General features: G+C 60.2%; 14 protein-coding genes. 11 read left to right on the forward strand and 3 right to left on the reverse strand.

The window, feature by feature from the left end; translation table 11 throughout:
* Positions 1-52 precede the first annotated feature (52 nt).
* The 3 genes from JFT87_RS07160 to aceE all read right to left on the reverse strand — a co-directional run bounded on the left by JFT87_RS07160 (position 53) and on the right by aceE (position 6,357).
* Entirely contained in the window at positions 53-1,450 is a 1,398-nt protein-coding gene (locus JFT87_RS07160; protein ID WP_201200025.1) for an alkaline phosphatase D family protein, read from the reverse strand.
* Between the two features lie 279 nt (positions 1,451-1,729).
* The gene (aceF, locus tag JFT87_RS07165) at positions 1,730-3,700 is read right to left on the reverse strand and encodes a dihydrolipoyllysine-residue acetyltransferase (protein WP_201200026.1); all 1,971 of its coding nucleotides are present in this window, start codon (positions 3,698-3,700) and stop codon (positions 1,730-1,732) included.
* A gap of 11 nt (positions 3,701-3,711) precedes the next feature.
* Positions 3,712-6,357: a pyruvate dehydrogenase (acetyl-transferring), homodimeric type gene (gene aceE / locus JFT87_RS07170; RefSeq protein WP_201200027.1), complete on the reverse strand. Its 2,646-nt coding sequence runs from the start codon at positions 6,355-6,357 to the stop codon at positions 3,712-3,714.
* Between the two features lie 383 nt (positions 6,358-6,740).
* On the opposite strand from aceE, the gene glnE reads away from it, so the two are divergent.
* The 11 genes from glnE (at position 6,741) to JFT87_RS07225 (ending at position 21,638) form a co-directional block, all read left to right on the forward strand.
* Positions 6,741-9,680 (forward strand): bifunctional [glutamate--ammonia ligase]-adenylyl-L-tyrosine phosphorylase/[glutamate--ammonia-ligase] adenylyltransferase, encoded by a 2,940-nt coding sequence (gene glnE / locus JFT87_RS07175; protein WP_201200030.1) that lies wholly within the window; start codon positions 6,741-6,743, stop codon positions 9,678-9,680.
* A 999-nt stretch (positions 9,681-10,679) separates the two neighbouring features.
* A complete protein-coding gene (gene waaF / locus JFT87_RS07180; protein ID WP_201200032.1) occupies positions 10,680-11,714 on the forward strand; it encodes a lipopolysaccharide heptosyltransferase II in 1,035 nt (344 codons plus the stop codon).
* Between the two features lies 1 nt (position 11,715).
* On the forward strand, positions 11,716-12,777 hold the full coding sequence (gene waaC, locus JFT87_RS07185; protein ID WP_201200033.1) for a lipopolysaccharide heptosyltransferase I: 1,062 nt from the start codon (positions 11,716-11,718) through the stop codon (positions 12,775-12,777).
* Positions 12,777-13,898 carry a glycosyltransferase family 4 protein gene (locus tag JFT87_RS07190; protein WP_201200035.1) on the forward strand — a complete coding sequence of 374 codons (1,122 nt, stop codon included), beginning with the start codon at positions 12,777-12,779 and terminating at the stop codon, positions 13,896-13,898. Before waaC ends, JFT87_RS07190 begins: the two co-directional genes overlap by 1 nt.
* Complete coding sequence (rfaP, locus tag JFT87_RS07195) at positions 13,898-14,704, forward strand: lipopolysaccharide core heptose(I) kinase RfaP (protein WP_201200037.1); 807 nt, start codon at positions 13,898-13,900, stop codon at positions 14,702-14,704. The genes JFT87_RS07190 and rfaP overlap by 1 nt, the downstream gene beginning before the upstream one ends.
* Positions 14,704-15,438, forward strand: a complete 735-nt coding sequence (locus JFT87_RS07200) for a lipopolysaccharide kinase InaA family protein (protein ID WP_201200039.1) — start codon at positions 14,704-14,706, stop codon at positions 15,436-15,438. The genes rfaP and JFT87_RS07200 overlap by 1 nt, the downstream gene beginning before the upstream one ends.
* Entirely contained in the window at positions 15,435-16,187 is a 753-nt protein-coding gene (locus tag JFT87_RS07205) for a lipopolysaccharide kinase InaA family protein (RefSeq protein WP_201200041.1), read from the forward strand. The genes JFT87_RS07200 and JFT87_RS07205 overlap by 4 nt, the downstream gene beginning before the upstream one ends.
* Entirely contained in the window at positions 16,187-17,635 is a 1,449-nt protein-coding gene (locus JFT87_RS07210; RefSeq protein WP_201200043.1) for a lipopolysaccharide kinase InaA family protein, read from the forward strand. Before JFT87_RS07205 ends, JFT87_RS07210 begins: the two co-directional genes overlap by 1 nt.
* A 235-nt stretch (positions 17,636-17,870) precedes the next feature.
* Positions 17,871-19,628 (forward strand): carbamoyltransferase family protein, encoded by a 1,758-nt coding sequence (locus JFT87_RS07215; RefSeq protein WP_201189604.1) that lies wholly within the window; start codon positions 17,871-17,873, stop codon positions 19,626-19,628.
* A complete protein-coding gene (locus tag JFT87_RS07220) occupies positions 19,612-20,742 on the forward strand; it encodes a glycosyltransferase (protein ID WP_201200045.1) in 1,131 nt (376 codons plus the stop codon). The genes JFT87_RS07215 and JFT87_RS07220 overlap by 17 nt, the downstream gene beginning before the upstream one ends.
* Positions 20,742-21,638 carry an antimicrobial resistance protein Mig-14 gene (locus JFT87_RS07225; protein WP_201200046.1) on the forward strand — a complete coding sequence of 299 codons (897 nt, stop codon included), beginning with the start codon at positions 20,742-20,744 and terminating at the stop codon, positions 21,636-21,638. The genes JFT87_RS07220 and JFT87_RS07225 overlap by 1 nt, the downstream gene beginning before the upstream one ends.
* Position 21,639: the final 1 nt, after the last annotated feature.

The raw sequence follows: 21,639 nt of genomic DNA on the forward strand, positions 1-21,639 counted from the left end.
GGGGCCGCTGCGCAGCCCTGCGCGAGAAAGCTCGCTCGCCACAGGATTTCGCTTAACGCAATGGAATGTCGATCGTCTGCAAAAGGTCGCCGTCCCGGTCGTGATAATTCACGCGAATCTGCTGTGCCTCAACCACCACATGCGCAAAATTGTCCTGGCTCACCACCTTACTCGTCAGTTCATGCCGATAGTCCCCAGCCGCCGTTTGCGCCAGTGGCTGATCGAGGATGAAGGTCGACTCGCTGGCATACGGCAGCAGCTTGCTGTTGCACAGGGGCGAAGAAACGATGGTGTGAATGTCGAAGTCGAGGTCTTCGCTGTGGGTCAGGCGGCTGGTCAGGGAACCATGCACATCGCCGGAAACGAAAATGACGTTCTTGATGCGATGCGTACGAATAGTTTCCAGCAGTCGCAGGCGCTGTTCCGGGAAGGCCTTCCAGGCATCGTCGCCATGACTTTTGCGGTCGGGGTAGAACATCACGCTGGTGACCACAAACTTGACCCGCGCCGGGCTGTTGACCAGCCATTTAAGCAGGACCTGTTCCTGTTCTTCGTCGAGAATGCGCCGATCATCGGCGGACAGCGTGCGGCGGGTGCGGCTGTCGGTGACAAACCATTCCAGATCGCCGTCGCTGAATTGATACCAGTAGTGCTTCAGTGTGGCGTGATCCACTTGGCCGTTAGTTGTCAAAGAAAAGGCCGGACTATGGCTGGCTTGATACAGCTCATAAGCTTTGATCGCGTTGTTATATAGCGTGTTGTCGCCTGCTTCGGCATGGGCGGGCCAATTGTCTTCGATTTCATGATCATCAAGAATCATATAAGTCGACGTGCTCGACATCAGTCGTTTTATATTGGGTTGAGAAAAGGCGGCGCGATATTTCGCGAGCATGTCTGTGTATTCGCGATCCGGGGCAATCAAGTTGAGGTCATCCAGATAAACCTGGTCGCCGGTCATTAATAATGCACTGACAGGCGGCTGCCGGCCTTCGATCAACTGGCTGATCGAGGCGAAGATCCGGTCACCGAGTTGCGGCAATACCGCGATGCCTGCGGTCAGGCGCAGATAGCGACAGGAACCGATGATGTATGCGCGCGCCTGCAAGGGCTGGTTGCAGCGGGTGCGCAAGCGATAGATCTCGCGCGGCCATTGCAGCGGCAGTTCAGCGACACTGTCGACGGTGTGTACCGGGCTCATCGGGCAGAACCAGCCGGTTTGATATTCGTACTCGGTGTCTTCGCGCAAGTGATTGAGTGTGATCACGGCGGACATGTCGCGAGACTCGCTGAGTTTGGCAAATACGCTTTTAATCCAGTGCGGCGATCCGCTGATGCGATAACGAACGCCGGCAAATACTTGAAGGTCTTTTTGTATTTCACCGCGGATGAACAGGCGCGCGTGGTCAGTAGTTATATGGCCGACAAGCGGGCCAATAGTTGGTTTTAACATGTTCGAATCCATTCGAATGAGTGTGGAATAAAAAGTGGATTGCAGAGAAGTCCATTGATTGACTTTGCTGCGCCAAGACTAGTTGTCGATGAACTAAAAAGATCGGCGTTAAGGTGACTCGGGCTGTAGCCGATGTCAGCGCAGTTTGTGGGAAAAGTATGAAGTGGTTTATGTCAGGCAAAAAAAGCCCCGCCAAATTGGCGGGGTTGAGGTACGAGCGTGGCGCTCGGAAATCGTGGAACGCGACAGGCCCTCCGGTGAAGGAGGGCCTGTCAGGTGTTACAGCAAGATGGTGCGGATGTCCGCCAGCAGGTCGCTCAGACGCTTGGTGAAGCGTGCAGCAGCGGCGCCGTTGATCACACGGTGATCGTAGGACAACGACAGCGGCAGCATCAGCTTCGGCTGGAAGGCTTTGCCGTCCCAGACTGGCTGGATGGTTGCCTTGGAAACACCGAGGATCGCCACTTCCGGCGCGTTGACGATCGGCGTGAAGCCGGTGCCGCCAATGTGGCCGAGGCTGGAAATGGTGAAGCAGGCGCCTTGCATGTCGTCAGCGGTAAGCTTTTTGTCGCGGGCTTTGGCGGCCAGCACAGCCGCCTCAGCCGCAAGCTGCAGAAGGCTTTTCTGGTCGACGTTCTTGATGACCGGTACCAGAAGGCCATCCGGGGTGTCGACCGCGAAGCCGATGTTTACGTACTTCTTGCGGATGATCGCCTTGCCGCTAGGTGCCAGCGAACTGTTGAAGTCCGGCAGTTCCTTGAGCAGGTGCGCACACGACTTGAGCAGCAGCGGCAGGATGGTCAGCTTGACGCCAGCCTTCTCTGCAACGGCTTTCTGCGCGATGCGGAACGCTTCCAGGTCGGTGATATCAGCCGAATCGAACTGAGTCACGTGCGGGATGTTCAACCAGCTGCGGTGCAGGCTCGACGCGCCGATTTGCATCAGGCGAGTCATCGGCACTTCTTCGATTTCACCGAAGCGGCTGAAGTCCACGACCGGAATCGGCGGGATGCCCGCGCCGCCGGTTGCGCCAGCTGCGGCGGCCGGTGCTTCCTTGGCCTTCTGCATCATGGCTTTGACGTAAACCTGCACGTCTTCTTTGAGCACACGACCGTGCGGGCCGCTTGGGCTGACCGCGTTCAGTTCGACGCCGAATTCACGGGCCAGTTGGCGTACTGCCGGACCAGCGTGAACTTTCGCGCCCGGCTTGGCCGGTGCGGCGGCTGGAGCGGCAGCAGGTGCAGCGGCGGCCGGAGCAGCAGCGGCAGGTGCTGGAGCGCTTGGAGCAGCAGCGGCTGGAGCCGGGGCAGCTGCCGGAGCAACGCCTTTGACTTTCAATTTCAGGATCAGGTCGCCGGTACCGACTTCGTCATCCAGCTTGATGGAAACGCTTTCCACCACGCCAGCGGCAGGCGATGGAATTTCCATGCTCGCCTTGTCGGATTCCAGAGTGATCAGCGACTGGTCGGCGGTGACGGTGTCGCCAGCCTTGACCAGTACTTCGATGATCTTGGCCTTGCCCGACGAGCCGATGTCCGGGACATGAATGTCCTGAACGGTGTCGGCAACCGGTGCAGCAGGCGCGGCGGCTGGAGCAGCAGCGGCTGCCGGAGCAGGCGCAGCAGCTTGAGCTGGCGCGGCCGCAGCCGGTGCAGCAGCACCTGCCACTTTCAACGCCAGGATCAGGTCGCCGGTACCGACTTCGTCGTTCAACTTGACGCTGATGCTTTCAACCACGCCAGCGGCAGGCGATGGGATTTCCATGCTTGCCTTGTCGGATTCCAGAGTGATCAGCGACTGATCAGCAGCGACGGTGTCGCCGACTTTGACCTGGATCTCGATGATCTGGGCCTTGCCCGACGAACCGATATCCGGCACGTGAATCTGCTGAGTGGTTGCAGCGGCTGGAGCAGCGGCCGGTGCAGCCGCTGCCGGAGCGGGTGCAGCAGCCGGTTTTGCTTCAGCTTTGGCGGCCGGCGCAGCGGCAGCGGTTGCCGCAGGGGCCGCAGCAGCGGCACCTTCGACTTCCAGCTCCAGCAGTTCGTCGCCTTCTTTCAGGCGATCACCGATTTTTACTTTCAGGCTTTTGACGATGCCGGCCTTCGGGGCAGGAATCTCCATGCTCGCCTTGTCCGACTCAAGCGTCAGGATGCTCTGGTCGGCTTCGATACGGTCGCCGACCTTCACAAATAGTTCGATTACTTCACCTTCACCGCTGCCGATGTCAGGTACTCGAATGAGTTCGCTCACAGAATGTCTCCTCAGCAGTCCAGTGGGTTGCGTTTTTCCGGGTTGATACCGAACTTGACGATGGCTTCAGCCACCACCTTAGGTTCGATGTCACCACGGTCAGCCAAGGCTTCCAGGGCTGCCAACACCACGAAATGACGGTCGACTTCGAAGAAGTGACGCAGCTTCTTACGGCTGTCACTGCGGCCGAAACCATCGGTGCCCAGGACTTTGAATTCCTTGGACGGGACCCACTGACGAATTTGTTCAGCGAACAGCTTCATGTAGTCGGTAGAGGCAATGACCGGACCTTTACGGCCGTTCAGGCATTCTTCGACGTAGCTCAGCTTAGGCTTCTGGCCCGGGTGCAGACGGTTGGTGCGTTCTACGGCCAGGCCATCGCGACGCAGTTCGTTGAAGCTGGTAACGCTCCACACGTCAGCGCCGATGTTGAACTGTTCACGCAGGATCTTCGCCGCTTCACGGACTTCACGCAGGATGGTGCCGGAGCCCATCAGCTGAACGTGGTGCGCCGCTTCGCGGGTGTCTTCCTCGAGCAGGTACATGCCCTTGATGATGCCTTCCTCGACACCGGCCGGCATGGCTGGCTGCTGGTAGGACTCGTTCATCACGGTGATGTAGTAGAAAACGTCCTGCTGCTCTTCGGTCATCTTCTTCATGCCGTCCTGGATGATCACCGCCAGCTCATAGCCGTAGGTTGGATCAAAGGTGCGGCAGTTCGGGATGGTGCCGGCCAGGATGTGGCTGTGACCATCTTCGTGTTGCAGGCCTTCGCCGTTCAGCGTGGTCCGGCCGGCGGTGCCGCCGATCAGGAAGCCACGGGTACGGCTGTCGCCAGCGGCCCAGGCGAGGTCGCCGATACGCTGGAAGCCGAACATCGAGTAGAAGATGTAGAACGGCAGCATTGGCTGGTTGTGGCTGGAGTACGAAGTACCGGCAGCGATGAAGGAGCTCATGGCGCCCGCTTCGTTGATGCCTTCTTCGAGGATCTGGCCCTTCTTGTCTTCGCGGTAGAACATCACCTGGTCTTTATCGACTGGCTCGTAGAGCTGGCCGACGGACGAGTAGATACCCAACTGACGGAACATGCCTTCCATACCGAAGGTACGGGCTTCGTCCGGGATGATCGGAACGATGCGCGGACCGATTTCCTTGTCCTTGACCAATTGCGCGAGGATCCGCACGAAAGCCATGGTGGTGGAAATTTCACGGTCGCCCGAGCCGTCAAGAATAGCCTTGAGGGTATCGAGTGACGGTGTCGGCACGCTGAAGCTCTCGGCGCGACGCTGTGGCACGAAACCGCCCAATGCAGTGCGGCGCTCGCTGAGGTAGCGGGCTTCGGCGCTGTTTGGTTCTGGTTTGAAGAAGGGCAGGTTTTCCAGCTCTTCGTCTTTGACCGGGATGTCGAAACGATCACGGAACAACTTCAGGCTGTCGACATCGACTTTCTTGGTGTTGTGCGCAGTGTTTTTCGCTTCGCCGGCACCGGTGCCATAACCTTTGATGGTCTTGGCCAGGATGACGGTCGGTTGTTCTTTGTGGTTGACCGCTTCGTGGTACGCCGCGTAGACCTTGTACGGGTCGTGGCCGCCACGGTTGAGTTTCCAGATCTCGTCGTCGGACAGATCAGCAACCATCGCCTTGAGTTCTGGCGAGTTGAAGAAGTGTTCACGCACGAACGCGCCGTCTTTGGCTTTGTAGTTCTGGTACTCGCCGTCGATGACTTCGTCCATGCGACGTTGCAGGATACCGTCGACGTCTTTGGCCAGCAGTGGGTCCCAGAAACGGCCCCAGATAACTTTGGTCACGTTCCACTGAGCACCGCGGAACACGCCTTCGAGTTCCTGGATGATCTTGCCGTTGCCGCGAACCGGGCCATCAAGGCGCTGCAGGTTGCAGTTAATGACGAAGATCAGGTTGTCGAGCTTCTCGCGGCCAGCCAGCGAGATCGCGCCCAGGGATTCCGGCTCGTCGCACTCGCCGTCGCCCAGGAAGCACCAGACTTTTTGCTTGCCTTCAGGGATGAAGCCACGGGCTTCCAGGTACTTCATGAAGCGTGCCTGGTAGATTGCCTGGATCGGGCCCAGACCCATGGATACGGTCGGGAACTGCCAGAAGTCAGGCATCAGCCAAGGGTGCGGATAGGACGACAAGCCCTGACCGTCGACTTCCTGGCGGAAGTTGTTCATTTGTTCTTCGGTGATGCGACCTTCCATGAACGCACGGGCGTAAACGCCTGGCGAGGTGTGGCCCTGGAAGTAGATCAGGTCGCCGCCGTGTTCGTCGGTCGGGGCCTGGAAGAAGTAGTTGAAGCCGATGTCGTACAGGGTTGCACTGGAAGCGAAGCTGGAGATGTGACCGCCCAGGTCAGAATCTTTCAGGTTCGTGCGCATCACCATGGCCATCGCGTTCCAGCGTACCAACGAGCGAATGCGGCGTTCCATGAACAGGTCGCCAGGCATGCGTGCTTCGTGGGTAACTGGAATGGTGTTGCGGTATGGCGTGGTGATGGCGTAAGGCAGTTGCGAACCGCTACGGGTTGCCAATTCGCCCATACGGGTCATCAGATAGTGAGCGCGGTCTTCGCCTTCTTTGTCGAGAACCGATTCCAGGGCGTCCAGCCATTCCTGGGTTTCGACGGGATCGAGGTCTTGCATGGCTTGCTCCAGGGCGGAAAGGCTTCCAGAATCGGTTGCCTGAGTTTGCGACTGGCCTTGTGGGCAGACGATATAAATTCTTGGATTGCCGAGAGGTTGTTCCGGCGGCGTGTAGTTTTACTACAAATCAACGGGCATTTCAGCCTTTCGAATGTATAGACGAGTAGTAAAACTACAGATGAATGGCTTGTGGCCTCCGGCTGCGTGGTGAGAATAATCGTTAAGGTTGGTCTTTTACCAACCAGAAAAGGTGAAAGCTTGATGTTGGCTGCCAAAATAAAAGAAATTTCAGCTATTTCTAACCTTTGTTCGACAGTCGGTCACGTAGCGTGTTTTCAAGAATCACTACATGAGCCCCTTCACACGCCGATCAAGGATAGACCATGACCCTGCCTTCGCTTGCCGAACTGCCCGCCATTCTTGAGCCATTGGTCACCCGTGCCGAACAGTCGTTCCGTGCGTCCGTCGCTTTATTAGAAGACGATCATGGCCTGTCTGCCTGGACGCCTGAACGCTGGGCGCAATTGGCCCGCGTCGTCGGCGCCAGCGACTTCGTGATTGAACAGAGCATTCGTGACCCTTTGATGTTGCTGGCGCTGGTGCAGTCCGGCGAACTGGATCGCAGCTTCGCCCCCGGTGAGCTGTGCGCGCAGATCGCGGCGGCAGTGAATGCGGCGCAAACCGAAGACGAACTCGGCCGCGCCCTGCGCCGCCAGCGCACCCGCCAGCAAGTGCGCATCATCTGGCGCGACCTGACCCGCCAGGCAGATTTGATCCAGACCTGCCGCGACCTCTCGGACATGGCCGATGCGAGCATCGATCAGGCCTATCAGTGGTTGTACTCGCGGCATTGCCAGCAATTCGGCGTGCCCACGGGCCGGCGCAGTGGCGAGCCGCAGCACATGGTCATTCTCGGCATGGGCAAGCTCGGCGCGGTCGAGCTGAACCTCTCGTCAGACATCGACCTGATCTTCGCTTACCCCGAGGGCGGCGAAACCGTCGGGGTGAAGCGCTCGCTGGATAACCAGGAGTTTTTCATTCGCCTCGGTCAGCGGTTGATCAAGGCGCTGGACCCGATGACCGTTGACGGCTTCGTGTTCCGCGTCGACATGCGCCTGCGCCCTTACGGCTCGGCTGGCGCGTTGGTCTTGAGCTTCAACGCGCTCGAACAGTATTACCAGGATCAGGGGCGTGACTGGGAACGCTACGCCATGATCAAGGCCCGGGTGGTGGCCGGCGATCAAGTGGCCGGCGCGCAGTTGCTCGACATGCTGCGACCGTTCGTTTACCGGCGTTACCTGGACTTCTCGGCCATCGAAGCGCTGCGCACCATGAAGCAGCTGATCCAGCAGGAAGTCCGGCGTAAGGGCATGGCCGACAACATCAAGCTTGGTTCCGGCGGCATCCGCGAAGTGGAGTTTATCGCCCAGGCGTTCCAGTTGATTCACGGCGGTCGCGACCTGAGCCTGCAACAACGTCCGCTATTAAAAGTACTGAGCACGCTGGAAGGGCAGGGTTACCTGCCGGAACCTGTGATCAGTGAGTTGCGTAACGGCTACGAATTCTTGCGTTACACCGAACACGCAATCCAGGCGATTGCCGACCGCCAGACCCAGATGCTGCCGGATGGCGCACAGGATCAGGCGCGGATCGCCTTCATGCTCGGCTTTGCCGATTGGCCGGCATTTCATGAGCGGCTGATGTATTGGCGTGGTCGGGTGGCGTGGCACTTCGCTCAGGTGATTGCCGATCCTGACGAAGAGGAAGGCGCTGAAGCCGAAGTGGTGGTCGGGGGTGAGTGGCTGCCGTTGTGGGAAGAGTCCCAGGACGAAGAGGCCGCTTGCCGGCAGTTGGAAGAGGGTGGTTTTGCCGATGCTTCCAAGGCTCTGAAAACCTTGGCCAGCCTGCGCAGCAGTCCGCAATTGCGGGCCATGCAGCGTTTGGGTCGCGAGCGCCTCGATGCCTTTATTCCGCGCTTGCTGGCCCAGGCCGTGGAGCACGCCAATCCTGATCTGGTGCTGGAGCGAGTGCTGCCACTGGTTGAGGCCGTGGCCCGGCGTTCGGCTTATTTAGTGTTGCTGACGGAAAACCCCGGCGCCCTGCGTCGCTTGCTGACCTTGTGCGCTGCGAGCCCGTGGATTGCCGAGCAGATCACCCGCTTCCCGTTGTTGCTCGATGAATTGCTCAACGAAGGCCGACTGTTCAAGCCGCCGCTGGCGCCGGAACTGGCCGCTGAATTGCGCGAGCGCCTGACGCGGATTCCCGAGGACGACCTCGAACAACAAATGGAAGCCCTGCGCCATTTCAAACTGGCGCACCGCTTGCGGGTTGCGGCCTCGGAAATCGCCGGCAGCCTGCCGTTGATGAAGGTCAGCGATTACCTGACCTGGCTCGCCGAGGCGATCCTCGAACAAGTGCTGGCCCTGGCCTGGCGTCAAACGGTGGCCAAATACGGCACGCCGCTGCGTACCGACGGTACGTTGTGCGATCCCGGCTTCGTGATTGTCGGTTATGGGAAGGTCGGCGGCCTGGAATTGGGGCATGGTTCGGACCTGGACCTGGTGTTTATTCATGACGGCGATCCGCAAGCGGAAACCGACGGGGCGAAACCGATCGACGGTGCGCAGTTCTTCACCCGGTTGGGGCAGCGGATCATTCACTTGCTGACGGCGCAGACCAACTCCGGTCAGTTGTATGAAGTCGACATGCGGCTGCGACCGTCCGGTGCATCCGGGTTGCTGGTGAGTTCCCTGGGGGCGTTTGCCCGCTACCAGGAAAACGAAGCCTGGACCTGGGAACATCAGGCGTTGGTGCGGGCGCGGGTGCTGGTGGGCAGTCAGGATGTCGGCCAGGCGTTCGAGAAGGTTCGCGCGGCGATTTTGGGCAAGGCCCGGGATTTGCCGACCTTGCGTCAGGAGGTCAGCGAGATGCGCGCCAAGATGCGCGATAACCTCGGCAGCAAGAGCACCGCCGCCGGTACCGCGGCAAATGCCTTCGAAGCCACGGCGCCGTTCGATCTCAAGCAGGACGCCGGAGGTATCGTCGATATTGAATTTATGGTGCAATACGCGACCCTGGCGTGGTCCGAACAGCACCCGTCATTGCTGCGCTGGACCGATAACATCCGCATTCTGGAAGGGTTGGAGCAGGAAGGGCTGATGCCCGCCGAAGACGCCAGCCTGCTGCGCGAGGCCTATAAAGCCTACCGCTCCGCCGCACACCGGCAGGCCTTGCAGAAGGACGCCGGGGTGATACCGGGCGATCAGTTCGTGGACGAACGGCGGCAGGTGTTGCGGATCTGGCGCGAGCTGGGGCTAAGCTGAAACTCGGTAGTTGAAGCGGCGAGATTAAAATGTGGGAGCGGGCTTGCTCGCGAAAGCGGAGTGTCAGTCACCACTGATGCTGGATGTGCTGGCCCTTTCGCGAGCAAGCCCGCTCCCACAGTAGATCTGCGGTGAAATGCAGATGTTGGAACGGATGCAAAACCCTGTGGGAGCTGGCTTGCCAGCGATAGCGGAGTATCAGGCGACATTGATTTTGGATGTGCCGGCCCCATCGCGGGCAAGCCCGCTCTCACAGTGATCTGCGCTGAAATGCAGATGTTGGAACGTATGCAAAACCCTGTGGGAGCTGGCTTGCCAGCGTTAGCGGAGTATCAGGCGACATTGATTTTGGATGTGTCGGCCCCTTCGCGAGCAGGCTCGCTCCCACAGTGATCTGCGGTGAAATGCAGATGTTGGAATGGATGCCAAACCCTGTGGGAGTGGGCTTGCTCGCGAATGCGGAGTGTCAATCGGCATTGATGTTGGCTGACAGGACGCCTTCGCGAGCAAGCCCGCTCCCACAGTGATCTGCGGTGAAATGCAGATGTTGGAACGTATGCAAAACCCTGTTGGAGCTGGCTTGCCAGCGGTAGCGGAGTATCAGGCGACATTGATTTTGGATGTGCCGGCCCCTTCGCGAGCAGGCTCGCTCCCACAGTGATCTGCGCTGAAATGCAGATGTTGGAACGGATGCAAAACCCTGTGGAAGCTGGCTTGCCAGCGATAGCGGAGTATCAGGCGACATTGATTTTGGATGTGCCGGCCCCTTCGCGAGCAGGCTCGCTCCCACAATAGATCTGCGCTGAAATGCAGATGTTGGAACGGATGCAAAACCCTGTGGGAGCTGGCTTGCCAGCGATAGCGGAGTATCAGGCGACAATAATGTTGAATGTGAAGACCCCATCGCGAGCAGGCTCGCTCCCACAGTAGATCTACAGTGTTTGTAGAATTCTCGAGGCGGGGAGGCGTATGCCTCCCCGGTTCGTTTTTGGAAACCACATGAAAATTCTGATCGTTGGGCCCAGTTGGGTCGGTGACATGGTGATGGCGCAGACACTGTTTCAGTGTCTCAAGCAACGCCACCCGCAATGCGAAATCGACGTGCTGGCCCCCGAGTGGAGCCGGCCGATTCTTGAGCGTATGCCCGAAGTGCGCCAGGCCTTGAGCTTCCCGCTCGGCCACGGCGCCCTCGAGCTGGCGACCCGTCGCCGCATCGGCAAATCCCTGGCCGGCCAGTACGACCAGGCAATCCTGCTGCCCAACTCCCTGAAGTCGGCGTTGGTGCCGTTCTTCGCCGGTATCCCGAAACGCACGGGCTGGCGTGGCGAGTTCCGCTACGGCCTGCTCAATGACGTGCGCACGCTGGATAAAGAACGTTACCCGTTGATGATCGAGCGCTTCATGGCCTTGGCCTACGAGCCGGGCGCGGATCTGCCGAAACCCTATCCACGCCCAAGCCTGCAAATCGACCCGGTCACCCGCGAGGCGGCGATGGCCAAGTTCGGTCTCGAGCTGGATCGCCCAGTGTTGGCGCTGTGCCCCGGCGCAGAGTTCGGCGAGTCCAAGCGCTGGCCGTCCGAGCACTACGCCAAAGTCGCCGAAGCGAAGATTCGCGAAGGTTGGCAGGTCTGGTTGTTCGGCTCGAAAAACGATCACGCCGTCGGCGAAGACATCCGCGCGCGGCTGATTCCCGGATTGCGTGAAGAGTCGGTGAACCTCAGCGGAGGCACCTCGCTGGCCGAAGCTATCGACTTGATGTCCTGCGCCGATGCAGTGGTCTCCAACGATTCAGGCCTGATGCACGTTGCTGCGGCGCTGAACCGTCCGCTGGTCGCCGTCTACGGCTCGACCTCGCCGGGCTTCACCCCGCCGCTGGCCGAGCACGTCGAAATTGTGCGCCTGGGCATCGAATGCAGTCCCTGCTTCGATCGCACCTGCCGCTTCGGTCATTACAACTGCCTGCGCCAGTTGATGCCGCAACCGGTGAACGAAGCCTTGCAGCGGTTGCAGGGCACTGTGGTCGAGGTCAATTAGTTTGCGGGTTCTGTTGATCAAGACTTCTTCGCTGGGCGACGTGATTCATGCGTTGCCAGCGTTGACCGACGCGGCGCGGGCAATCCCCGGCATCAAGTTCGACTGGGTGGTGGAAGAAGGCTTCGCCGAGATCCCGACCTGGCACCCGGCCGTGGGCAAGGTGATCCCGGTGGCGATCCGTCGCTGGCGCAAAAACATCTGGCAGACCATCAAAAGTGGCGAGTGGAAACGCTTCAAACAAAGCGTCCGCGCCACTAAATACGACTTGGTGATCGATGCCCAAGGCTTGCTGAAAAGCGCCTGGCTGACCCGCTACGTCAAGGCTCCAGTGGCTGGGCTGGACAAGCACTCCGCCCGTGAGCCGATGGCCGCACGCTTCTACTCCCGGCGCCTGGCCGTGGGTCGTGGGCAACACGCAGTCGAGCGAGTGCGTCAGTTGTTCGCGTTGGCATTGGGTTACGACTTACCCAAAGGTTTGGGCGATTACGGCCTGAACGTCGAACGCATGGTGGAACTGCCGCGCAAGAATCCGTACGTGCTATTTCTCCACGGCACCACTTGGGACACCAAGCACTGGCCGGAATATTACTGGCGTGAACTGGCCGAACGGGTCGGTCACCTTGGCGTCGCGGTGAAACTGCCGTGGGGCAATCCGATTGAAAAGGCCCGTGCCGAGCGCATCGCCGCCGGTTTCCGGCATGTTGAAGTGCTGCCCAAACTGAACCTGGCCGGCGTCGGCAAAGTATTGGCCGGCGCACAGGCGTGCGTGGCCGTGGACACCGGGCTCGGCCATCTGGCCGCGGCGCTGGACGTACCGACCCTGTCGCTGTTCGGCCCGACCAATCCAGGCCTGACCGGCGCTTATGGCAAGGCGCAGATTCACATCGCCAGCGACTTCCCGTGCGCGCCGTGCCTGCAAAAGAAATGCACCTATCAACCGACGGCCGATGATGCCCGTCAGTTTGACCTGAAGCGCGAGTGGCCCCTGTGCTTCACGCGTCTGAATCCCCAGCGTGTCGCCAGCCGACTGAGCACGTTGTTACTGGCTGAGGAGCTGCGCTGATGCAATTGGCTTTTGTCCTTTATAAATACTTTCCGTTTGGCGGTTTGCAGCGCGATTTCATGCGCATCGCCCTGGAGTGTCAGCAGCGAGGTCATCAGATCCGCGTCTACACGCTGATCTGGGAAGGTGATGTTCCGCCGGGTTTCGAAGTGCTGGTGGCGCCCGTCAAGGCGTTCTTCAATCATCGACGTAACGAAAAGCTCACCGAGTGGATGGAGGCCGATCTGGCCAAGCGTCCGGTGGACCGCCTGATCGGTTTCAACAAGATGCCGGGCCTGGACGTCTACTACGCGGCCGACGGCTGCTTTGAGGACAAGGCGCAGAACCTGCGCAATTCGCTGTACCGTCGTTGGGGCCGCTACCGGCACTTCGCCGAGTACGAGCGCGCGGTGTTCGCCAAGGACGCCAAGACTGAAGTGTTGATGATTTCCGAAGTCCAGCAGCCGCTGTTCATCAAGCATTACGACACTCCGCTGGAGCGTTTCCATTTGCTGCCGCCGGGCATTTCCCAGGACCGTCGCGCACCCGCGAATGCGGCTGAAATTCGCGCTGAATTCCGTCGTGAGTTCAACCTCAAGGATGACGATTTGTTGCTGGTGCAGATCGGCTCCGGGTTCAAGACCAAGGGTGTGGATCGCAGCCTCAAGGCGTTGGCAGCATTGCCCGCCGATCTGAAGAAACGCACCCGGCTGTTTGTAATTGGCCAGGACGACCCCAAGTTATTCCAGATGCAGAGCGCCACATTGGGGCTCGGCGACAACGTTTCGTTCCTCAAGGGCCGCAGCGATATCCCGCGTTTCCTGCTCGGTGCCGACCTGTTGATCCACCCGGCGTACAACGAAAACACCGGCACGGTGCTGCTTGAAGCTGTGGTGGCCGGGTTGCCGGTGCTGGTGAGCGCGGTCTGTGGTTACGCCCATTACATTGCCGAGGCCGACGCCGGCCGGGTGCTGGACGAACCCTTCGATCAGGCGCAGCTCACGCAGTACCTGACTGACATGTTGAATGATGCTCAAGCACGGGCGGCCTGGAGCCGCAACGGTCTGGCCTTCGCCGAGACGGCCGACCTCTATAGCATGCCGCAGCACGCGGCCGATGTGATTCTGGCGGAGCACGCTTAATGAAGTTGATGCTGGCTGAACCGTTCAAGAGCCTGTGGGCCGGACGCGACCCGTTCGCCGAAGTCGAGGGCTTGCAGGGCGAGGTGTACCGCGAGCTCGAAGCGCGCCGGACCCTGCGCACTGAAGTGAACGGCAACGGGTTTTTCGTGAAGATCCACCGTGGCATCGGCTGGGGCGAGATTTTCAAGAACCTGCTCACTGCCAAGCTGCCGGTGCTCGGCGCGGGCCAGGAGTGGAAAGCCATCCAGCGCCTGCAAGACGTCGGCGTGCCGACCATGACCGCCGTGGCTTACGGCGAGAAGGGCAGCAACCCGGCGGACCAGCATTCGTTCATCGTTACCGAAGAACTGGCGCCGACCGTCAGCCTCGAAGACTTCAGTATCGACTGGGTCAAGAACCCGCCGGAGCCGAAGCTCAAACGTGCACTGATCGCTGAAGTCGCGCGCATGACCGGCATGATGCACCGCGCCGGGGTCAACCACCGCGACTGCTACATCTGCCATTTCCTGCTGCACACCGACAAACCGGTGACCGCTGACGACTTCAAACTCTCGGTGATCGACCTGCATCGGGCCCAGACCCGCCCGGCGATCACTCAGCGCTGGCGCAACAAGGATCTGGCTGCGCTGTACTTTTCGGCCCTAGATATCGGCCTGACCCAGCGCGACAAACTGCGTTTCCTCAAGGGCTACTTCCAGCAGCCCTTGCGTCAGATTCTTGCCGAGGAAGCTGCGTTGCTCTCGTGGCTCGAAGGCAAGGCCAACAAACTCTACGACCGTAAACAGCGATACGGGGACGCGCTCTAATGTCGGGTTGGACACTGGAACCTGCGTATAGCGAGCTGAGTGAAGACTTTGGTAGCCTCGAAGCAGTGTTTAACCTCCAGGGCGAGCAACTGACCCACGATCCGTTATCCGAGGTCATCCGCGTCAACCGCAACGGCGTGAACTATTACGTCAAACGTTACGTCGGTGCCGGCAAAGGCCTGCGCCGTTATCTGGGCAAGCCTCGGGTGAAAGCCGAATGGCAGAACCTCAAGCGCTTCGCCAAGTGGGGCATCCCTACCGCCGAAGTGGTGGCCTGGGGCCTGGAACGTCGCGGTGCGGCCTACGACCGTGGGGCGATGATCACCCGCGAGTTGCCGCGCACCGAAGACTTGTCGGCGCTGGCTGATCGGCATGACCCGAAACTGGCAGACCGTGCCTGGGTCGATCACGTCAGTCGGCAGTTGGCGGGATACACCCGGACCATGCACGACAACCGCTTCACCCATAACGATTTGAAGTGGCGCAACCTACTGATCGACGATGACGCCAAGCTGTTCCTGATCGATTGCCCGAATGGCGATTTCTGGCGTGGTTTCTGGCTCAAGTACCGAATCACCAAGGACCTGGCCTGTCTCGACAAGGTGGCCAAGTATCACCTGTCGGCCACCCAGCGCCTGCGCTTCTACCTGCAATACCGCCAACGGACCCGGCTTGACGCGGCCGACAAAAAACGGATCCGGCACGTGGTGAGATTTTTCGAGGGACGCGAATGACCGATTTTCTGGCCGCTGAAGACCGTGCGCTGCTTGAGCGCCACGGCCTCGGCACCTTCGACGCCCTCTGGGCCAAGCAGCTCGATGCGGTGGATGAACCCAACACCACTCGCGGCGGCTGGAGCAGCGTGTATCGGCTGGATCTGGAAGGGCAGGGCTTTTACCTCAAGCGTCAGTGCAACTACCTGACCCGGACCTTACACGCACCGTTGGGCGAGCCGAGTTTCGCCCGCGAGTTTCGCAATATCACCCGCTACCAGAAAATGGGCATCCCGGCACTGCAAGCCGCGTTTTTCGGTGAGCGTAAGGTCGGCGGCGAAGTCCGGGCGATTCTGCTGACCCGCGCCCTGGATGGTTGGGATGACCTGGATTCGCTGTTGCAGCGCTGGTCAGATCTGAGCGACGTGCAGCACTCGGCGATCCTGCACGCCTGCGGGCAACTGGCGCGGCGCCTGCATGGTGTGCGCCAGGTTCACGGTTGCTTCTACCCCAAGCACATTTTCTTGCAGGCCACCGGCGACGGTTACCGGGCGCAGTTGATTGACCTGGAAAAGACCCGGCCCTTGCTGTTCGGTCAGCGTGACCGGATCAAGGATCTGGAACCGTTGCTGCGCCGGGCGCCGGAGTGGGACGAACGTCATTTGCGCGCGTTATTGGCCAGCTATGTGGATCAGTCGAGTGACAGTTCTCTGGTGGGCAACTGGGTCTCGCGATTGACCGCGCGCCGTAGTCACAAGGAGACGCGTTGATGCGTTTGTCCGAACTAAAGAACGCCGGCCGCAGCCCGAGCCTGCCGTTGAACATCCCTTTGGCCGATGCCGCCGGGCCCGCCGAGTTGCAACTGTTGAGTTTGCTCCGGGTGTTGCCGGGCCAACGTTACGTCGGTGCCGGTGTCTGGCGTGGCCGTCCGGTGCTGGCCAAGTTGCTGGTTGGCAGCAAAGCGGCGCGGCATTTTCAGCGTGAACGCGATGGCGTGCGTTTACTCGCTGATCAGGGCCTGACCACGCCGCAATTGCTGGCGGATGGCCTGAAGGACGGCGAGGGCGGCTGGCTGCTGTTCGATTTCCTCGAAGGCGCCGAGAGCTTGGGGGAGACCTGGAAAAAAGTCGAACACTTGCCGGTGCTGGCGGACATGCAAGGCGCCGTGCTCGCCGAGGCGTTGGGCGCGATCGGCCAAATGCATCGCAAGGGTCTGTGGCAGGAAGACCTGCATCTGGACAACCTGTTGCGCCAGCGCGGTCGCTTGTACCTGATCGATGGCGGCGGCGTCTGCGCCGAAACCCCTGGCCAACCGCTGTCACGGCAGAAAGTCCTGGAAAATCTCGGCGTATTTTTCGCCCAGTTGCCGAAGTCGCTGGAACCGTTCACCGAAGAATTGCTGGTGTATTACCTGTTGAGCAACGGCGAGCACGCCTTGCCGATGGAAGCCTTGCAGAAGCAGATCAGCAAAGTGCGCCGTTGGCGCTTAAAGGACTTCCTGATCAAGTGCGGCCGCGAATGCACGCTGTTCAGCGTCCAGCGCGGGGCGTTTGGCTTACGGGCGATTCGCCGCGAGGAAGAAGCGGCGATGCTGCCGGTGCTGGAGCAGGCCGATGCTTTGCTCGATCAGGGCCACTTGTACAAAACCGGCGGCGCGGCGAGTGTTGGCAAGGTCGACGTGGCCGGGCGCACGCTGGTGATCAAGCGCTACAACATCAAGGGCTTTGCCCATTGGCTCAAACGCTTCTGGCGCCCGAGCCGTGCCTGGCATTCCTGGCGTGAAGGCAATCGGCTGGCGTTCCTCGGCATTGCCACACCCAAACCCTTGGCGTTGCTGGAGAAGCGTTTTCTCTGGTTGCGCAGCCGGGCGTACCTGGTGACCGAGTATTTGCCGGGGCCGGACATCATCGAGCGATTTGCGCCCTACGTTGAGAGCGGCGCCGCGCCGGAAGCCGAGCTGCTGGCGCTGGATCATCTGTTTGCAGAGTTGATTCGCGAGCGAATCAGCCATGGCGATTTCAAGGGCCATAACCTGTTCTGGCAGCAGGATCGCTGGGCGCTGATCGACCTCGATTCGATGTGTCAGCACGGCTCGCCGGGCAGCTTTGCCCCGGCGTATGCGCGGGATCGGGCGCGGTTTATGCGTAACTGGCCTGAGAGCAGTGCGCTGTATCAAGTCATTGAGCAGCGTTTGCCCAAAAGTATCGATCGAGTCTGAAGACTTAAAAGATCGCAGCCTTCGGGAGCTCCTGCATTTGGAATGCAACTTCCTGCAGGAGCTGACGAAGGCTGCGATCTTTTGATCCTCAACGCTGTGCGGCAAATAGGTCTGGGTCATTCCCGTCATGTTTACGCTATAATCCCGCCCTTTAGCTGTCTCTCGCCCCTTGCGAGGGCACATTAATTTTTGAGGCGCTTGTCGCCTGTATGCAGACTAAAGAGGCTAGACCCCTGTGGCATTGACGATTCTTGGCCTGTCCGGCGCCCTTAGCCATGATCCTTCCGCAGCCTTGTACATCGACGGCAAGCTGGTCGCGGCGGCTGAGGAAGAGCGCTTCGTACGCGATAAACATGCAAAGAACCGCATGCCCTACGAATCGGCGAAGTTCTGCCTCGAACAGGCAGGCATCAAGCCGTCCGACGTTGATGTGGTCGCGATCCCGTTCGCCCCGATCAGCCTGTTCGGCAAAGCGCGCTGGCACTACGCCAAGCGTTACTGGTACGCCCCGGACCGCGCCCTCGACGCGATCCTGATGGGCAACCGTCGCTACAAGCGCTATCGCAACAAGATCGTGTTCTGCCTTGAGCAACTGGGCTTCGACCCGAAGAAAATCAAGATCGAACCGGTCGAGCACCACCTGGCTCACGCCTCCAGCGCTTACCACTGCTCCGGTTTCAAAGAGAAGACCGCGATCCTGGGGATCGACGGCAAGGGTGAGTACGCCACGACCTTCTTTGGTTATGGCGAAAACGGCAAGATCCACAAGATCAAGGAATTCTTCGATCCTGACTCCCTCGGCGGCCTGTACGGCGCGATCACCGAGTTCCTCGGTTTCGAGATGCTCGATGGCGAGTTCAAGGTCATGGGTATGGCGCCGTACGGCGATCCAAGCAAATACGATTTCTCGCGCCTGGCTTCGTTTGAAAACGGTGAGCTGGTGATCAATACCGACTACGCCAACGTTATCGGGCTGCGTCGCTACAAAGAGAAGGGCAAAGGCTTCTACTTCTCGCCGAAGCTGATCGAGTGGCTGGGTCCGAAGCGCGAAGGCGATATCGCCGACGAGCCGTACATCCACTATGCCGCCAGCATGCAAGCGCTGTTCGAAAAGATCTCGCTGCAGATGATCGACCACTACTTGGGCGACGTGCTCAAGGAAACCGGCAAACTGGCCTTCGCCGGTGGCTGTGCGTTGAACGTCAAGCTGAACCAGAAAATCATCGCCCGCGACGACGTCAACGAACTGTTCGTGCAACCGGCGTCCGGCGATGCCGGCACCGCGGTCGGTGCGGCGGCTTATGTGTCCCACGCCCGTGGCGTACCGGTCGAGAAGATGGAACACGTCTACCTCGGCCCGTCGTACAGCAACGAAGACGTGATCGCCGCGTGTGCCCGTCACCCGAGCAAGCCAACCTGGCGCAAGCTCGAGAACATGCCGGAAAACATCGCCAAGATCATGGTCGACGGCAACCCGGTGGCCTGGTTCCAGGGCCGCATGGAGTTTGGTCCGCGTGCGTTGGGTGGTCGTTCGATCATCGGTTGCCCGAGTGCGACCGGCGTGGCTGACCGCATCAACCACCAGATCAAGTTCCGCGAGCGCTGGAGGCCTTTCTGCCCGTCGATGCTCGACACCGTGGCCCCGCAGATGATCAAGATCGATCACCCGGCGCCGTTCATGACCTTCACCTTTGAAGTGGCTGAAGAGTGGAAGACCCGCGTGCCGGAAGTCGTCCACGAAGACGGCACCTCCCGGGCCCAGGTGCTCAAGCGCGAATACAACCCGCGCTACTACGACATGATGAAAGCGCTGGAAGTGCTGACCGGCAACGGCGTGTCGCTGAACACCTCGCTCAACCGTCGTGGCGAGCCGATGATCTGCTCGCCGACCGACGCCCTGAACATGTTCTTCGGCTCCGACCTGCAATACCTGATCATGGAAGACATTCTGGTGGTCAAAGAAGGCGCGGACGCTTATGACACGCTCGGCTGAACGCCATGTGTTGCAGTTCTGTCACGGCTATGACGGGCCGTTCCTGGACTGCGCCCGGCAGTACGCCAGCCTGTTCGCGGGGACTGGCTATCGGGTGACTACGGTCTTTTTGACCGGGGCCGCCGATGCCGAGGTCGCCGCGGGCTGCGCTTCCGACGAAGTGCTGTTCATGGAATACAGCTCCAAGGCTATTCGTGGCCTGAAGCTGGGCGCCATCGGCGATCTGCGCAAGATCGCCGCTTCGCGCAATTTCAGCTTCTGTATTGCCCATCGCTTCAAGCCGATCTACATCGCCTTGCTCGGCACTTCGTTGCCGGTGATTGGCGTGCACCACGCGTTTGGCGATTACAAGCGCGGCACCCGCAGACTGTTCGCGCATATTTTCCGCAAGCGCCTGAGCCTGCTCGGGGTGTCCGATGCGGTGCGCGACGACATGCGCAAATGCCTGCCGAAATGGCCGGCGGCGCGGATTCAGACGCTCTACAACCGTATCGATGTGCAGTCCTTGCAGGTCAGCCAGGTATCGGTTCGTGAGGCTCGGGAAACCCTCGGTCTGGCGGCGGATGCCTGGGTGGTCGGCAACGTCGGGCGGCTGCATCCGGACAAGGATCAGGCCACGCTGTTGCACGGTTTTGCTGCGGCGTTGCCGGGTTTGCCAGGTAACAGCCAACTGGTGATTCTCGGTTCCGGTCGCCTGGAACAGGACCTCAAGTCGTTGGCCCGCGAACTCGGGATCGGCGACCGTGTGCTGTTCCTCGGGCAGGTGCCTGACGCCCGGCGCTACTTCCGGGCTTTCGATGTGTTCGCCTTGAGTTCCGATCACGAACCGTTCGGCATGGTGCTGCTCGAAGCCATGGCCGCTGGCGTACCGTTGCTCGCCACCGCGTGCGGTGGGGCGAAGGAAGTGGTTGAAGGTGTGGGCATTCTGTTCCCGCTGGGCGATGCCGAGCACTTGGCTCAAGGGCTGCAACATTTGGCCGCGATGGATGAGCAGCAACGTCGTCAATGCGCCGAGATGATGCTCGACCGTTTGCGAGAGCGCTTCAGCGACCGGGCGGTACGCGACGCTTTCTGGCATTTGCCACACGTTACCGAACTGGCACAGAGGGGCTGATGCTCAACCGATTTCAAGGCTGGCGCGAACGAGGCTGGGCGTCGGTTGACGCCTCGACGTATGCCGATGCCTGGCAGCGTTTTGGCGGCAGCGTCGCCACTCATCCGCTGGTGGTCGAACGCTTGGCGCAGTTGGCCGGGATCCCGGTGCGTTACCTGGCCTGGGAGCAGGATGGCGAAGTCAAAGCCGCGATTGCGACCTGGGGTCGCGACCTGGCGCTGTCCAAGGATGTGCTCAAACGCAGTGGCAAGAAAGGCCTGTTCGACCTTGGCAATGCCGAGCTGATCCTGCCGGCCGCCGCCGATGCCCAGGCACCCTTGCGTCATCGCGGGCGCTATTTATCAGCGCTGAACGAAGGTCGCTTCACCGGCATCAAGTTGCAAACCGAGCAACTGGCCATGGCCCGGACCCCGGAAGAACTGTCGAAGAAGTTTCGCTACAACCAGCGCCGCGAACTGCGTCTGCTGGAAGAGGCGGGCGGAGTGGTGCGGCCGGTGTCCGAGTTTTCCAGTGCCGAATTAGCGGCGATCTACTGCGACTTGTTCCAGCGCCGCTGGGGTTTCCCTGCCACCGGTGCGGCGCGCATGGGCGAGGTGATCGAGTTGCTGCGCGAGCTGCTGATCGGCTCGGTGATTTTCCTCAACGATGCGCCGATTGCGATTCAACTGGTGTACCGGGTTGAAGCGCCTGCGTGGATCAGCGTCGAGTACATCAATGGTGGCGTCGACCCTGAAACCCGCGAATTCAGCCCAGGCAGCGTGCTGAGTTTTCTCAACACCCAAAGCGCCTGGGAACACGCACGAGCCCTGGATAAGCCGCTGAGGTTTTCCTTCGGTCGGGCCGACCGTGAATACAAGGACCGCTGGTGCAATCCTGTGCCGGTCTTCACCGTATGAG

The sequence above is a fragment of the Pseudomonas sp. TH15 genome (assembly GCF_016651105.1).
GTDB lineage: Bacteria > Pseudomonadota > Gammaproteobacteria > Pseudomonadales > Pseudomonadaceae > Aquipseudomonas.